Origin of the sequence: Agrobacterium sp. DSM 25558, from assembly GCF_900100825.1 — a bacterium.
Taxonomy (GTDB): Bacteria; Pseudomonadota; Alphaproteobacteria; order Rhizobiales; family Rhizobiaceae; genus Agrobacterium.
Map to the genome: position 1 here is coordinate 21,356 of NZ_FMUD01000025.1, position 15,720 is coordinate 37,075.

10 protein-coding genes are annotated in these 15,720 nt (G+C 56.6%); 4 read left to right on the forward strand and 6 right to left on the reverse strand.

Translation table 11 applies throughout. From position 1 onward, the window contains the following. Position 1: 1 nt before the first annotated feature. The 3 genes from iolD to DSM25558_RS19305 all read right to left on the reverse strand — a co-directional run bounded on the left by iolD (position 2) and on the right by DSM25558_RS19305 (position 4,677). Entirely contained in the window at positions 2–1,825 is a 1,824-nt protein-coding gene (gene iolD, locus DSM25558_RS19295) for a 3D-(3,5/4)-trihydroxycyclohexane-1,2-dione acylhydrolase (decyclizing) (RefSeq protein ID WP_077106316.1), read from the reverse strand. Further along, positions 1,822–3,744, reverse strand: coding sequence for a bifunctional 5-dehydro-2-deoxygluconokinase/5-dehydro-2-deoxyphosphogluconate aldolase (gene iolC, locus DSM25558_RS19300; RefSeq protein ID WP_077106317.1), 1,923 nt, complete (start codon positions 3,742–3,744; stop codon positions 1,822–1,824). Before iolC ends, iolD begins: the two co-directional genes overlap by 4 nt. A 117-nt stretch (positions 3,745–3,861) precedes the next feature. Continuing rightward, positions 3,862–4,677 carry a MurR/RpiR family transcriptional regulator gene (locus DSM25558_RS19305; RefSeq protein ID WP_077106318.1) on the reverse strand — a complete coding sequence of 272 codons (816 nt, stop codon included), beginning with the start codon at positions 4,675–4,677 and terminating at the stop codon, positions 3,862–3,864. Positions 4,678–4,825: 148 nt separating this feature from the next. On the opposite strand from DSM25558_RS19305, the gene DSM25558_RS19310 reads away from it, so the two are divergent. Continuing rightward, positions 4,826–6,451: an ABC-F family ATP-binding cassette domain-containing protein gene (locus tag DSM25558_RS19310; RefSeq protein ID WP_077106319.1), complete on the forward strand. Its 1,626-nt coding sequence runs from the start codon at positions 4,826–4,828 to the stop codon at positions 6,449–6,451. A 50-nt stretch (positions 6,452–6,501) separates the two neighbouring features. Here DSM25558_RS19310 and DSM25558_RS19315 read toward each other — a convergent pair whose 3' ends face one another. From DSM25558_RS19315 to DSM25558_RS19325, 3 genes are all read right to left on the reverse strand, one after another. Continuing rightward, entirely contained in the window at positions 6,502–6,735 is a 234-nt protein-coding gene (locus tag DSM25558_RS19315) for a DUF2171 domain-containing protein (RefSeq protein WP_077106366.1), read from the reverse strand. Positions 6,736–6,832: 97 nt separating this feature from the next. Then, a complete protein-coding gene (locus tag DSM25558_RS19320) occupies positions 6,833–8,575 on the reverse strand; it encodes a methyl-accepting chemotaxis protein (protein ID WP_077106320.1) in 1,743 nt (580 codons plus the stop codon). Positions 8,576–8,736: 161 nt separating this feature from the next. Next, positions 8,737–9,516, reverse strand: coding sequence for a LuxR family transcriptional regulator (locus DSM25558_RS19325; RefSeq protein WP_077106321.1), 780 nt, complete (start codon positions 9,514–9,516; stop codon positions 8,737–8,739). An 852-nt stretch (positions 9,517–10,368) separates the two neighbouring features. Between DSM25558_RS19325 and DSM25558_RS19330 the strand changes: the two genes are divergently transcribed. The 3 genes from DSM25558_RS19330 (at position 10,369) to DSM25558_RS19340 (ending at position 15,718) form a co-directional block, all read left to right on the forward strand. Next, a complete protein-coding gene (locus DSM25558_RS19330; protein WP_077106322.1) occupies positions 10,369–11,346 on the forward strand; it encodes a fibrinogen-binding protein in 978 nt (325 codons plus the stop codon). A gap of 160 nt (positions 11,347–11,506) precedes the next feature. Beyond that, complete coding sequence (locus tag DSM25558_RS19335; protein WP_077106323.1) at positions 11,507–13,519, forward strand: hypothetical protein; 2,013 nt, start codon at positions 11,507–11,509, stop codon at positions 13,517–13,519. Between the two features lie 24 nt (positions 13,520–13,543). Further along, a complete protein-coding gene (locus DSM25558_RS19340) occupies positions 13,544–15,718 on the forward strand; it encodes a type I secretion system permease/ATPase (protein ID WP_077106324.1) in 2,175 nt (724 codons plus the stop codon). The last annotated feature ends 2 nt before the right edge of the window (positions 15,719–15,720 follow it).

A 15,720-nucleotide genomic window follows, 5' to 3' on the forward strand; every position in this document is an offset into this window, starting at 1 on the left:
CTTACTGTCTTTCTTTCAACGCAGCTTCGTAAGCGGCGCGTGCATTGTTGACTTCTGTGCGCTCGGAGACTTCCGGAACTGCCACATCCCACCAGTACCCACCGGCGTCGGGTGTCGGGTATGGGTCAGTGTCGATGACGATAACGGTCGTCACCGTCGCCTCGCGCGCGGCATTCAGTGCGGTTTCCAGTTCCGCAATCGAGGACACCTTGTGGGCATCGGCACCCATGCTGGCGGCGTGGGCGGTAAAATCGATGGCGATGGGGTTGGTGTGGTTGGTGTGGGCGTAGAGGTTGTTGAACTCCGCGCCGCCGGTGCCCATTTGCAGCCGATTGATGCAGCCGTAACCTCGGTTATCGGTAATCACGAGGGTGATTTTCACACCCATCGCGACGGCGGTGGCCAGCTCCGAATTCATCATCATGTAGGAGCCATCGCCGACCATGACGATCACGTCACGATGCGGCTCAGCCATCTTGATGCCGAGGCCACCGGCGATCTCGTAACCCATGCAGGAGAAGCCGTATTCCATGTGGTAAGAGAGCGGCAGCTTGGCCTTCCAAAGCTGGTGCAACTCGCCCGGCATGGTGCCAGCGGCGCACATGACGACGGTATTGTCGCGCGAAGCGCGCTGCACAGCGCCGATGACCTGCATATCGGTCGGCAGGCTGTTGGCTTCGGTTGGCGCTGCCGTCACGGCATCGGCCTTCGTAAACCATTGTTGTTTCAAAGCAGTGTCGGGTGCTGAAAAGCGGTGGATGCCCAAGGCGTCGGACAGCTTCTCTAGGCCGACCTTGGCGTCCGCCGTCAGGCTGATGGCATTGTGTTTGGCGCTGTCATAGGGCTGGACGTTGAGCGCCAGCAGCTTGCGATCTGGGTTCTTGAACAGCGCCCAGGAGCCGGTGGTGAAATCCTGAAAGCGGGTGCCGATGCCGAAGACGAGATCGGCCTTTTCGGCGATGGCATTGGCGCTATCTGCACCGGTTACACCGACAGGGCCGAAGTTCAGGTCGTGGTCCCAGGCGAGAGCCGACTTGCCCGCCTGCGTTTCGATGACGGGAATGGAGTGCGTCTCGGCAAAGTTCTTCAGCGTTTCCGTTGCGCCGGAGAAGTGAACGCCGCCACCGGCGACGATGACGGGGTTCTTTGCGGCTTTCAGCGCGGCAACGGCGTCTTCGAACTCGGCGACATCGGGCTCAGGACGGCGTTGACGCCAGACTTTTTTCTCAAAGAAGCTGGCCGGATAATCATAAGCTTCCGCCTGCACATCCTGGCAGAAGGCGAGCGTGACCGGGCCGCAATCGGCAGGGTCCGTCAAGGTGCGCATGGCACGCGGCAGCGCTGTCAAAAGCTGTTCAGGGCGCATGATGCGGTCGAAATAGCGGCTGACGGGTTTTAAACAATCATTGGCTGATACGGTGCCGTCACCGAAATCCTCGATCTGCTGCAACACCGGATCGGGGCCGCGATTGGCGAAGACATCGCCGGGGATGAGCAGGACGGGCAAACGGTTGACATGGGCAAGTGCGGCTGCCGTCACCATATTCGTCGCGCCGGGGCCGATGGAGGATGTGACCGCCATGGCACGGCGGCGGCCGAGTTGTTTGGCGTAGGCGATCGCCGCATGGGCCATGGATTGCTCGTTCTGGCCGCGATAGGTCTTCAGCTCATCGCGGATGCCGTAGAGCGCTTCACCAATGCCAGCGACATTGCCGTGGCCGAAAATAGCCCAGACACCGGCGATATAGGTCTCGCCAGCTTCGTTCATCTGCGTGGCCAGATAGCGCATCATCGCCTGCGCTGCCGTCAATCGTAGTGTCGTCACGCTGCTTCTCCCTTGTTTCCCGCGGCGCGCGCCTCATCCCAGATGCGGCAAAGCGCGCTGTAGCGCTCCGCCATCTGGCCGACGGCCTCCACATCGTTCATCTTGCCCGAAAGCCATGCACGGCCAGCATCGGCAAAAATCGTTCGGCCAACGGCAAAGCCTTTGACGAGATCGAAGCCTGCTGCCAGACGGAAACTCTCCTCAAGCTCCGCCTGCGGTGCATCCAGCCCCAGCACCACGATGCCGCGCACGTAAGCGTCGTTGCGCTGCACCGCATCGGTCGCATTTTTCCATGCTGCCTCGCTTTTCATCGGCTCCAGCTTCCACCAGTCGGGGTAGACGCCGATCTCGTAGAAACGGTCAATGATCTTGGCCGTCGTCGTGTCATCCACAGGTCCGACTTTGGACGGAATGACTTCCAGCAGCAGTTCCAGCCGGTTGCGGCGGGCGGCCTGGAAGAGGCGAAGCACCGTGTCTTCCTGTTCCCTGCGCAGATCGGCTGCATCATCTGGGTGATAGAAGCAGAGAACCTTGACGACATTGTTGGCTGGCCATTCGTTCAGCCCGCCGAAATCGAGGCCGAGTTCGGGCTCCAATGTCAGGGGACGAGAGCCCGGCCATTCCACGGGGCGGCCGATCCAGAGGTTCGTGCCGCTCGCCTCGTAAAGCGCATCGCGGCCCAAGCGGCTGTCGCAGAGAATGCCGTACCCGGCTTCGCCGCCGGACACCTGAAGAGCTGCTTGCAGGCAAAGCTTCTTGAACTCGCCAATCTTGTCGTGCGCAACTCCTGCCTCATCAGCCATCGCTTCCAGTTGCATGCGGTGATCGAAGGCGAAGACGCGCATGGTGTTCCAGTCACCCTTGCGGTTCGTGGCCCAGTGCACCTGCTCCAGCGCTTCATCCTTGCGCAATGCCTTGTTGTTGATGCCGGTGCGGAAGAAATATTGCAGCTCTTCCCAGCTTGGGTAAGCGGGTGTGCAGCCGTGTCGGGAGACGGCGAAGGCACCGCAGGCATTGGCGTATTTCAGGGTCGTCGGCCAGTCCTCACCGCGCAGCCAACCGCGGAACAGGCCAGCCATGAAGCCATCGCCCGCACCCAGCACGTTAAAGACTTCGATGGGGAAACCCTCGCCGGATTCGCCGTCATCGAGACTGGCTGGAATATCGCCCGGAAACACGGATGCACCCATGGGGCCGCGCTTGCAGACCAAAGTCGCTTGGGAGACCTTACGAACGGCCTTCAACGCTTCCAGGGTATCGGTAGAACCACCGGCAATGTGAAATTCCTCTTCCGTCCCGACGATGAGGTCGAACAGATGCAGGGTCGATTGCAGCTTGGTTGTCACCTTTTCGGATTCCACGAAACGACTTTCGCCATCGCCGTGGCCTGCGACACCCCAGAGGTTGGGTCGGTAATCGATATCGAGGGCTGTCTTTGCGCCGTTTTCCCGCGCGAGGTTCAACGCCTTCAACACGGCGGCTTCCGTCTTGGGGTGGGAAAGATGTGTTCCGGTGGCGCAGACGCATCCAGCATCGGCGATGAAGGCGGGATCGATATCGTCTTCGCACAAAGCCATATCGGCGCAGTTTTCGCGGTAGAAGATCAGCGGAAATTGCGACTGGTCGCGGATGCCGAGCAGCACCAGCGCCGTCAGGCGTTCGGGGTCGGTCTTCACGCCCCTGATATCGACGCCTTCGCGCACCAACTGTTCGCGGATAAAGCGGCCCATATGCTCGTCACCCACGCGGGTGATGACGGCGGTCTTCAGACCCAGCCGCGCCCCACCGGCTGCGATATTGGTGGGCGAGCCACCGATATATTTGTTGAAGGACGACATATCCTCCAGCCGCCCGCCAACCTGCGCGCCGTAAAGATCGACCGATGAACGGCCAATGGTAATCAGATCAAGCTTTTTCACGACCGTCCTCCCTCGCTGTGACGCGAATCCTGCATCTGGAATGACACTCCACTATCATTCCATTTCAGGTTATTTTTGGACTATAAATTCCATTTTCTCCATTTTCAACATAAATATTCAATTTTGGCGGTGCGTGCCGACACCGACAGCCAGTGCGATTGCAACACACAAAGTGGCCGAAAGCGAGCGGAACGCGCCGAAATCCACCTCTGATACTGCAAGGATCGTCGCACCCAACTTGCGCATCGGGCTGACCGCCGTATCGGTCATGGCAATCACCGGAATCTGACGCGCGAGGCTTGATGATATGACGTCCATCGTCTCTACCGAGTAGGGCGAAAACGTGATGGCCAGCACCACATCGCCAGACCGTATGGCGCTCTCATTGTGCAGTTGCCCGACCGATGCGTGCAGCATGGCGGGAACGCCCATTTTTTCGAACGCGTATGCCAGATAGCTGGCGACAGCAAAGGAACGGCGTAGGCCGATGATGTGGATGGTGCTGGCTTGCGACAGAACCCGGATGGCGGTTTCGAACTCCTGCGGATCAACGGTTTTCAGCACGTTTTCGAGCGAGGCACGACCGGCATCCACGAACTCGGCCAGAAGCAGCGCGCCGCCGTCTTCACCATTGTCCCGCAGGTTGCTAAGCCGCGTCGTATAATCCGGCCAGCCGCCGGTATAGTGTTCGCGAAACAGACGCTGCATGTCTGAAAAGCCGGAAAAGCCCATAATCTGGCTGAAGCGCATAATGGCAGATGGCTGGACGCCTGCGCCTTCCGCCAGTTCGGCCACAGTTGAAACTGCGATGCGGTCGGCATGGGAGGCGACGTAGTCGGCGCATTGTCGCAGACGTTTGGGCAGACTGCCGGTTATCTCCAGCAACCGTTCCCGAAAGGCTTCAACCGTTGTCGGGGCCGCATCTGCGCTCATGATATCTCCCTCATTTTTCTATCCAACCCGCAATATGGAATATCCATTCCAAAATATTTCACAAGGTTTCCATGGCGATTCATCTGGTGACAGTGAGGGCCCGGCGTGGCATAGGGACGCCAAACCTCCAGCTTATCGGTTATTCCCAATGATCCGCATCGAAAACATCAGCAAATCCGCCAGCCACCGTATCCTCTTCATCGAGGCGTCTGCGGCGCTCAACCGTGGTGAAAAGGTTGGACTTGTGGGCCCCAATGGCGCGGGCAAGACGACGCTGTTTCGGATGATCACCGGTCAAGAGCAGCCGGATGAAGGCCAGGTAGCATCAGACAAGCATGTCTCCATTGGCTACTTCAACCAAGATGTCGGCGAAATGGCAGGCCGCAGCGCGGTTGCCGAAGCCATGGAAGGTGCAGGCCCTGTCAGCGCGGTTGCGACCGAGCTTCGTGAGTTGGAAGCACGGATGGTCGATCCTGATCAACTCGACCAGATGGATGAAATCATCGAGCGTTACGGCGAGGTGCAGGCGCGTTACGAGGAACTGGACGGCTACTCTCTGGAAGGACGCGCCCGCGAGGTTCTGGCGGGACTGAGTTTCAGCCAGGAGATGATGGATGGCGATGTCGGCGAGCTTTCGGGTGGCTGGAAGATGCGCGTGGCGCTGGCCCGCATTCTTCTGATGCGGCCCGACGTGATGCTGCTGGACGAACCAAGCAACCACTTGGATATCGAAAGCCTCATCTGGCTTGAGAACTTCCTGAAGACCTATGACGGCGCGCTTTTGATGACCTCGCATGACCGCGAGTTCATGAACCGCATCGTCAACAAGATCATCGAAATCGATGCCGGTTCGCTCACCAGCTATACCGGCGATTACGGCTTTTACGAACAGCAGCGTGCCCAGAACGAAAAGCAGCAGCAGGCGCAGTTCGAGCGGCAGCAGGCAATGCTGGCCAAGGAAATCAAGTTCATCGAACGCTTCAAGGCCCGCGCCTCACATGCATCGCAGGTCCAGAGCCGTGTGAAGAAGCTGGAAAAGATCGACCGCGTCGAGCCGCCCAAACGCAGGCAGACGGTGGCCTTCGATTTCCAGACGCCACCACGCTCCGGCGAAGACGTTGTGTCCTTGAAGCAGGTGCACAAGGCCTATGGTCAGCGCACGATCTATGAAGGTCTCGACTTCATGATCCGTCGCAAGGAGCGCTGGTGCATTATGGGTGTCAACGGCGCTGGAAAATCCACCCTTCTCAAGCTGATTGCGGGCACGGCTGAGCCGGATGTCGGCAGCGTCAATGTCGGTGCCAGCGTCAAGCTAGGTTATTTCGCCCAGCACTCGATGGATTTGCTGGATGGCGATGCCACAATCCTGCAATGGTTGGAGCAACGTTTCCCGAAAGCGGGACAGGCTCCATTGCGGGCGCTTTCCGGCTGCTTCGGTTTTTCAGGCGATGACGTTGAAAAGAAATGCCGGGTTCTATCAGGCGGTGAAAAAGCGCGCCTCGTCATGGCGGCCATGCTGTTCGATCCGCCGAACTTTCTCGTTCTGGACGAACCGACCAACCACCTTGACCTCGACACCAAGGAAATGCTGATCAAGGCTCTTAGCGAATATGAAGGCACCATGCTCTTCGTCTCACACGACCGCCATTTTCTCGCAGCACTGTCCAATCGCGTTCTGGAGTTGACGCCCGAGGGTATCCATCAATATGGCGGTGGTTATGTCGAATATGTCGAGCGGACTGGTGCGGAAGCACCGGGACTGATGAAGGCATAAAAAATGCGGCCTCCAGGGCCGCATTTTGAGTTTGGTAAAGCGCTGGCACTCTAGTTGAGTGTTTCCCAGTTGCTTCGCACATCTGACGCCGATCTGCTGAGATGCACGTGTGCATCTACATGGTCGACCCATTCCAACGGGATCAGATGGTGTTTGCCATCGTCGGAATCGGTTCTGGTCAACTTGATCCGGGTCTGGCCTTCCATATGATCGACGGTGCCTACATGGCTACCATCTGCGGAACGCACTTCCATGTGCTCGCGAATTTTGTCTTCAGAAATCATTTCTGTTTCCTCCGTTGTTTCTTCGATCTGCAAGGAGGAAATGAGAATGAGCCGATTTCGTTCCAGCTTTTATATGCGTATCTGTCAGCACCAGTTTCTAGAACAGGGCGTCCGCAAACAGATCATCATCCTCGGCGGCGGCAGATTGGCTTGCAAACGAACTGGATGTTGCCGTGCTGGCGGGCAGGAAACGAAGGTGAATATCGCGCTCCTGAGCCATGGTGTAAAGCTTGAAAACCTGGGAGCTGAAAGGGCTGATCTTGTCGGCAAATCCGGAAACATCGGCATTGAAGCCTTGCGACAATTGCGCAGCAATCTGACAGCATTCGTTGAACGTGTTGCCAAGCTCGCTTTGGAAGTCGAGTGAAACCACCGCAGAGCTGATGCGGCTGAACACGGCCTGGCCTTCCTCGGCAAGTGCGTCGATGCCGCTTTCCATCTGCGTCTTGGCAAGGCGCACGGTTTCCAACGCTTCATTCAAAGGTGACGCGAGATCCGCGGAAAGCCCGCGTCCCTCCTGAGCCAGTTGCTGCGTCGTTGTTTCAACCCGATGCAGTTCTTCAACGATAGCGTCGGCGGGCGTTTCCAACTTGCCTGCGAACAGGCGCATTTCACCGCTGACGACATTGACGGAACGGCCGGCATCGCCAAGTTTCGAGCAACGCAGATTGGAGTTGAGCGCCATGTAATGGATATCGATTTTGATGGAGCGGAGAACTTCGATCCCGCGCGACAGCTCTTGCGCGCTGCTTGTGACGGACTGGACCACCTCATCGGCCTCGGCGCTGCTTTCCTGAACGCGCGCAACGAGATTGCAGGCCTCGACGATTCCCTTCTCCATCAGGGACAACACGTTCCGATCGCCATTCGATGTTCTGTCCACCAGTTCATCGCGCAGCGAAAGAATGCGCGCCGCATCATCTGCAAAGCTGGAGATACTGGTGAAGATTTTGCCGCAGTCGCGATGGAAGTCCGATGCCGTCTCATCCATATGCGCGCTGGCCAATTGAAGCACAGCTTCCTTCAGCACTTCATATTCGGCGTCGCTGAGGGCCTTGCCTTCAGGAGACGAGCCAAAGTCGTCCATCATCTGAAGCATGCTTTGAATGTGTTCGATGCGCTGGCGTGTGATATCGCCGATTTGCAGGGACGACAGCACGGAGCCGATCTTGCCCTGAATGGTCTGGGCAATTTTCTTCACCTGAGCGGCAATATCCACCATCTCTTGATGCTGCTGGGAAATGCGGGCGGAATTTTCGTTCAAACTCGTAATGATCTGGGGAATGGTGGAGTCGAAATCCGCCTTCGTGGTGGACGAAAACGATAGCGCCTTGATCAGCTGTGTTCGCATGACATCGAGGTTCTTTGCGAAACGCCCGACTTCATCGGCACCAGACTGAATGCGCTCGCGTATCTCATCTGCAAAGCCGGCAAACTCGGCAAGACCAGCGCCGGTGATTTTGACCGTGATGGCAAAGGTCTTCAAATAACGAATGGTTTCGTGAATATCATCGATGTGCTCACCCGTGGAAGCACACATATCGGCCAGCGACTTGAAGCCCGCCTGACGCCGTTCCTCCGTCTTTGGCAATTGCGCAAGGTCATTGATGGTCTTGCGTAAGCCATCAACGTTGTTCTTCGCCGTCTTGCCGTCCAGAGTTCCGGTCATTCCGTCGAGAATGCCGGTGAGGTTGCCAAGAATATCCATAACGGAAACGAGAACCGCGCCGCCATCGAGAAATCTCTTCTCGATCTTTGCATGGGCAGCCGTCAGCTTGGCGCTGAGCTCGGCCTGCTGATCAAGTTTGTAGGTCACGTTGGACTTATGCAAAGTATTCATCGTCGTTTTCCGATCTGGCGTTGTGGACTAACGCTAAGCGGATTTAGGAAACGACAGGTGAATCAAAGCGATGATCCGCAGTCAAATGCCAATTACGGTTAACAGTTGGCTACACCACCGGTTGACGGATAGGGGCGATATACAACGCCCCTATCCGCCCGTTAATTGTGCCATTTGTTTCCCCCGCCATTCGACGCTTCATCTTTACCGAAGAACCGAGAAGCGGCCTCTGTCCGGTTGCGCACATTCATCTTCTTGTAGATGTTGCGAACATGAACCTTGACCGTGTTTTCGGACAGGTGAAGACGATCGGCGATGATCTTGTTCTGCGTACCTTTGCACAACAAATCCAGGATTTGCACTTCTCTGGTGGTGAGCGCGGAAAATTCGTTCTTGCGGGCCGCGAGCGCATCGGCACGGTTGGCAACAACGGAGCGCGTATCATAAACGGTGCTTTTGGACACTTCCGGGCCCGACGACAGCCTGCCAAGCAAGGCAGACGGAAAATGCTCGCCTCCCTTGATCAGAAGATCGACCACCGCCATGAAGACATCGAGGCGCAAATTGAGGGGAAGCACGCCATCTATGATGCGTGTGTCGACAAGTTGCTTGAGATAGGACTCGATCATATCGATGGCGTCGATGACCAGAGCGACGCGCGCAAGCGGATGTTTGGCATGAACCTCCGCCAGCAACTCACCCAGACGGGGTCCGGAGAGCTTGTAAAACAGAACGAGCTTGACCTCCCGTATCAGCCCTTCGGGTATGGATGACGACGGTCCCGCGCTCATCATCTCGCATGTGTGAAATTTTTTACCCAATGCCTCCACCAGACATTCGGAGAAGAGATCTTCATTGGCCACGACCAGTATTGTTCCACCGGACGATAAGGCCGTGTTATTATGCTGTGCGTTGATAACCCTCGATGCAACCATGAACATATACGCCTCCCTAAAGCGTTACGCAGATACTCTGATTCATGTAGGAGTGCGGTGGAATGGCAGAGAGCTTTTCGGGAGCATCTCAAACATAGCCCGCTTTATTCGTTAGTTATTTATTAATCATAAGAAATAGTACAAATAAAATGCAAAATAAATTGCCCAAATGGATTAGTCGGGCTGTAATGGCATAATAATGAGTGGTTTTTTTGGTTTACTCATGCAATTCTTGTCGCTCAGCTAAAACACACTTCAAAAAATACATTGTTCAGATGTATAAATATAATCAAGTAATTCTAGATTGCGCATATCAAGCGCGGAATTTGCAAGCTCCTCATGCCATCTGAGGACTTTCATAGGTGATATCGCCGCTTCATTCGTTCATTTGACCCCAAAAACGACTATGGGCCTTCCGGAAAAAGGGCGTAACCCATTCGATGTCGGCTCTGGACCCAGCACTGTGCTTAGTCAATGCTTAATCCCATTTAGCAGCTAGCAACCCCCGCCCAACTCGGACACATTCGGCCCCGTTGCAACAGACCGCAACCGGTTCGATCCAACATCATCCTGTGTGTTTGCGTAAGGATGTAACCGGCGAACTGACAAAACGACCAGACAGACTGAAGCATGAAATCTGCATTCGTTCGCGATTGTGGAGCTGGATGCGCATGTTCGTGACCGTGTCTTGCGCATTCCCAAAAGCAGCGGCCTGAAAATCCGGGCCAATAGCCGCAGACGAAACGTCGATGAGTACGTCTGCATGTGTGTCAATATCGGAGTGAGCGCGAGTAAAATCCCATTTAAGATGAGAGGGATTTCGAAAAGCTGCTCCGAACTTTTTCGGAGGATATAGACATGGGTTACCCACAACAGCAGCCAGCAGGCGACGACATCACTAAGGTTGGCGCGCTCGCAGATGGATTTGCCAACACAGCGACCAACGATAGCAACGTGGATGACAGCAATGTCGGCGTCGCCAACGGCGGCAATCGCGACAACACCTATACCGACAACAGCCAGAACCTGGATGTCGATGCCAAGGTTCAGGTCGCGACCGACAATGGCGACAACCGCGACAACAGCTATAACTGGGACTACGACAGCAAGACATCCAGCTATAGCGACAATGACACCAATTCGAACAACAAGACCGTCAACGTGAACGACGCTGATACCTCCGTGAAAAGCGATTACGACTGGAGCTATGACAGCAAGTCCTACAGCGACAACGACACCAAGGTCATTACGAACACCCACACAGATACCGACACCAAGACGTTCAACTACTCCGATACGGATACGGATATCAAAACAACGACCGATAGCTTCAACTCGGCGTTCTCCAAGACAGATACCGATTTCTCGACGATCGAACACGTCAAGGACATCGGAAATCTGGGTGTTGCCGGCGGTGACATCGCGTTCAACCTCGGCGACGACTTCTCCTTCTCGCTCAATGTCGACAACATTCTCAACAACTCGTTGAACGGCGATGGCAACGACAGCGCATTCAGCTTGGTTCAGGCCAGCCATCTGGCTGATCAGGACACGGCCTACAATGTGAGCATGAACAACCAGGACGCGCATAACGACCTAAGCACCCAGGGCGGCGAAGCCCACGGCGCGCAGGGTATGGATATGGACGGCAAGGGTTGGGACCTCAAGGCAGGCGACGATGCGACGGGCACGAGCTCGACGAACGCCTCTTCGATCCTGGCGAACTCCGGCTACCATCTGGAACTGGTACAGGGTGCAAACCTTCTCACCAACTCCTTCGAAGGCAGCGTCATCGGCGGCGACTCGCATCATGCGGGTGAAGACGCAAGCTCCTGAGACCTCACTCTCTAGATCGAAAAGACTGCACCGGCTTGGGCCGGTGCAGTTTCCGGCTGTAGCAGCCGTAGACCCCGTTGAACGGCGATGTCGCCCGAAGCCGAAGCCCGGCTTCCTTGCTGCGGCGTGACCGGAACGGGTCTGAAGAGGGGGACAAGCCATGTATACGGACAGGATTTCTGACATGATCGCCCACTTCATCGGGCTTTTCGAAACCGAAGTCGATGAAGCGCGAATGAGAACCCATTATGCTGGAGGCCAAGGTCTTCAAGACGATAGGGCACTGCCGCCGCATGACGACGTGCAGAACGCTGACCAGACTTACGACGTACCGCTGCAGGACTATGACCCCGGCGTTAAATACCGTGCCGGTCACTATGAGTTCAGCGCAACACGCACGCACCATGCCTTGTCGTTCGACGACGCCATCCGTAAGCATTCGCACCATGCGTCTTATGATTTTGCTGGCTCGCATTTCAGAATGCCCGGCGAGATCGACGCCTATCAGGAACAGCCAAAACTCGTTCTCTATACCGGCCCCGGCTCCGTCATTGCGCATGTGTCACAGCTGACCTTGCTGCAGGATGACGACTATCTCAACATGACTGATGGTCCCAATGTTGCGCGTGACACGACCTATGTCACCGAGCGCACGACCGAATATTACAACGAAGCGGCACGCTTCACCCCGTTCGACAGCTATCACCGCACCGACACCTATGATGGATTGCAATCCATAGCGAAGGATCTGCACGACTACATCACGCAGGCCAGAGACAATGATGTTTCGTCTCTCGGGACAGGTGCCGACCAAGATTTCGTTGTCGCCAGCCATTCGATCACCGGAACCTATGTGAATGGCGTCGCGGCAACCGCATTGCCAGATGTCGATGATTTCATGCCGGATCGCGGCATTGCCAAACCGCTGACGGACCGGGAAGAAAGCGATGCGCCGCAGGAAAGTCACACCGGCGCGGGCAACAGTCTGGATGTGGCCGCCGGTGCCAATGTGGTCGCTAATATCGTGTCCGTGGTCAATACCGGCGTCGTAGCGCCGGTCATGGCTGTTATGGGCGACTACCACCAGATCGATGCGATCACGCAATCCTATGTCTACAGCGATCACGACAGTATTGATTCCGCTTTCACCCGCGAAGACCATGCAGGAACCGTCGCCAACAATATCGCTGCGTTCCAGAGAACCGTCTGGGGCGAAAGCGCCGATGGCGGCCATGCGGAAAGCACACCCGACGCGACGATATTTCCGACCGCCTGGCGGGTCAGCTACATCGAAGGCGACGTGTCCTTCGTGCACTGGATCGAGCAATATCACTTCGTATCCGACAACGACACGATGACGGTGACGACATCAGGTGCCGATGTGAGCGTGCTGACCGGCGGAAACAGCGCCGTCAACCTGGCGAATTTCCTCGGCATCGGCATTCAATATGATCTGGTCATCGTTGGCGGCAATGTGCTGGACATGAACATGATCGCCCAGATGGCCGTTCTCTACGATAACGACAGCGTTCACGCCCTGCCCGGCTCGACATCCGGTGCCACCGTCCAATCCGGCAACAATCTTCTCTGGAACGAAGCGTCGATCCACAATGTCGGTGCCAATGATCGGTTCGCGTCTATGCCCGACTATATGGTCGAGGCCGCCAAGGCGATCAACGAGCGCGATCCGCACATGCCGGAGGGGCTCTCGACGGACCCGAATTTCGCAGGCTATGCCGGTCTCAACGTCCTCTACATCACCGGCAATCTCTACGACGTCACCTACGTCAAGCAGGTCAGCGTTCTGGGGGATTCGGACGACGTGACACAAGCGGCCTCGAAGGTGCTTGCCAACAACGAGAACGCCACTGTTCACATCGATACCGGCAGCAACGCCGTCGTCAACATTGCCCAGATCACCGATTACGACAGTTTTGGTGGCTCCACCTATGTCGGCGGTCATCTCTATTCGGATGCCGTGCTGATCCAGGGCGGACTGATCGAGCACGACGCAACGCAGCCGCATCAGGCGGCTTTGGCCAACGAGGTCATTGCCTTTCTTCATGACGACAATCCAGCCGACGACCACATCGACGCGGTCTTCAACTCCGGGCACGACCTGTCGTGGTCGCAGGCCCATCCCGTCGATGTCATGCAAACGGCCGTCGCATAGCAGGCTTTTCAGGGGAACGTGGAAATGGATCACATTTCGAGAAACAAGATCGAGCAGGGGCGCATTCTCGGCCTTAATGAAAAGACGGATGGCGAGGCCGATGGCAATCTGACCGAGGCCTGCATCACGGCGATAAATGACGCGGTCGACAATCTGCGTCAGCTTTCGTCGGCAGCGGTCAAAGCGGAGATTGCGCCGGAGCCGGTAAGGACCGCCACGCCGGTCATAGAAGCAAGGGTAACACCCGACCCGGAAACCCCGTCGGTGAACCCCGCATCGCGCGACGCACCGACAGAAAAGCCAGATCTCAAAACCGGCCCGGACCTGCCTTTCATCAAGACCATAGACAACAATGATGGCCCTATCCGTGAAAACGAACGCCGTCCCACCACGGGCGGTGGCGGCAATGGCAAGGAGCCGGACCTCAAAGGTGGCGGCGGCGGTGGTGGCGGAGGAAACGAGCACGGTTTTCACAAGCGCAGCGAGCCGGTCAACTTTGCCGCAAGTCTTGCAAAGGGCATCGCAGCCGTTCGCCGCAACATGGTGATCGTGATGCTGTTTACCGTCGCGATCAACGTCCTGCTGCTGGCCATTCCGCTTTACCTGTTCCAGATTTCCGACCGTGTTCTAACCAGCCGCTCCATGGATACGCTGGTCATGTTGACGATCGCAGTGATCGGCGCGGTTCTGTTGCAGGCCTTCATGGATGCGATCCGACGCTTCATTCTGATGCGCACCGCAGTCGAACTGGAAGTTCAGCTTGGAGCACCGATCCTCAGCGCCGCAGCCCGCGCATCTTTGCACGGTAGTGGCAAAGATTATCAAATATTACAGGACCTTCAGCAGCTTCGTTCTTTCCTGACATCCGGCACGCTGATTGCGTTTCTCGACGCGCCGCTGATGCCGCTATTCGTGCTGGTGGTTTACCTCGTCCACCCGCATCTGGGCATCATCATCATGGCGTGTTGCGCCGTGCTGTTCGTTATCGCCTGGCTGAACCAGAAGTTCACGGCGAAGCAGTTTTCCGAAGCCAACGGCTTTCACAGCCGTGCAAACTTCCACCTCGATTCCATGTCGCGCAATTCGCAGATCATCAATGCCTTGGCGATGATACCGGAGGCGGTGAAAATGTGGGGCCGCGAAACAGCGGGTTCGCTCAAATCCCACGTCGCCGCGCAGGATCGCAACATCATGTTCTCAGGCGTATCAAAGGCCTGCCGCATGATTACCCAGATTGCTCTTCTCGGCTGGGGCGCGCATCTGTCGCTTTCCGGCGAGTTGACTGGCGGCATGGTGATCGCGGCATCCATCGTTTCGGGTCGCGCGCTTGCCCCAATCGAAGGCGCAATCGAGGGATGGCATCAGTTCAACAAATCGGCCTCGTCCTATGGTCGCATCAAACAGCTTCTTCTCAGCTCTCCACTCAATTTTCCGCGCCTGCGACTGCCAAACCCGGAAGGAAGGTTGGATGTGGAGCGCATTCTGTTCGTTCCCCCACCGCAGAAAAAAGTGATCCTGAACGGCATTTCCTTCTCGCTGAAAAAGGGAGAGTCGCTGGCGATCATCGGCAATTCCGGTTCGGGTAAAACCACGCTCGGCAAGATGCTGGTCGGCTCCATCCTGCCCACATCAGGCAATGTGCGTCTCGATCTGATGGATCTGCGCAACTGGGATCAGCGCCAGTTCGGTGAGAGCATCGGTTATCTGCCGCAGGATGTGCAGCTTTTCCCTGGCACCATCAAGGCCAATATCTGCCGTATGCGCGACGACGTGGAAGACCGGCAGATTTATGAGGCCGCCGTTCTTGCCGATGTGCATGAACTGATCGCAGGCTTTCCGCAAGGCTATGAAACAGTCGTTGCTGCCGATGGCGCACCGCTTTCGGGCGGCCAAAAGCAGCGTATCGCGCTTGCTCGCGCCTTCTTCGGTGATCCGAAATTCGTGGTGCTGGACGAGCCGAACTCCAACCTCGACACGCAGGGTGAGCAGGCGTTGGCGAAAGCGCTACTGCACGCCAAGACGCAAGGCATCACCACGGTCACAATTACCCAGCGACCTGCTTTGCTGCAATGCGTGGATAAGATCATGATTTTGAAGGACGGATCGGTCGCGATGTTCGGAGAGCGGATCGAGGTGCTCAAGGCGCTATCCGGCAACAGGGGCTCGCAATCCGGTCAATCTCCGCAGATAGAGGGTTAAGG

What these genes read in the sequence shown, in the direction of transcription:
- DSM25558_RS19315 (WP_077106366.1), bottom strand. Translation starts at nt 6,735, where the DNA reads ATGATTTCTGAAGACAAAATTCGCGAGCACATGGAAGTGCGTTCCGCA.
- DSM25558_RS19330 (WP_077106322.1), top strand. Translation starts at nt 10,369, where the DNA reads ATGGGTTACCCACAACAGCAGCCAGCAGGCGACGACATCACTAAGGTT.
- DSM25558_RS19335 (WP_077106323.1), top strand. Translation starts at nt 11,507, where the DNA reads ATGTATACGGACAGGATTTCTGACATGATCGCCCACTTCATCGGGCTT.
- DSM25558_RS19340 (WP_077106324.1), top strand. Translation starts at nt 13,544, where the DNA reads ATGGATCACATTTCGAGAAACAAGATCGAGCAGGGGCGCATTCTCGGC.
- DSM25558_RS19305 (WP_077106318.1), bottom strand. Translation starts at nt 4,677, where the DNA reads ATGAGCGCAGATGCGGCCCCGACAACGGTTGAAGCCTTTCGGGAACGG.
- DSM25558_RS19310 (WP_077106319.1), top strand. Translation starts at nt 4,826, where the DNA reads ATGATCCGCATCGAAAACATCAGCAAATCCGCCAGCCACCGTATCCTC.
- DSM25558_RS19325 (WP_077106321.1), bottom strand. Translation starts at nt 9,516, where the DNA reads ATGTTCATGGTTGCATCGAGGGTTATCAACGCACAGCATAATAACACG.
- DSM25558_RS19320 (WP_077106320.1), bottom strand. Translation starts at nt 8,575, where the DNA reads ATGAATACTTTGCATAAGTCCAACGTGACCTACAAACTTGATCAGCAG.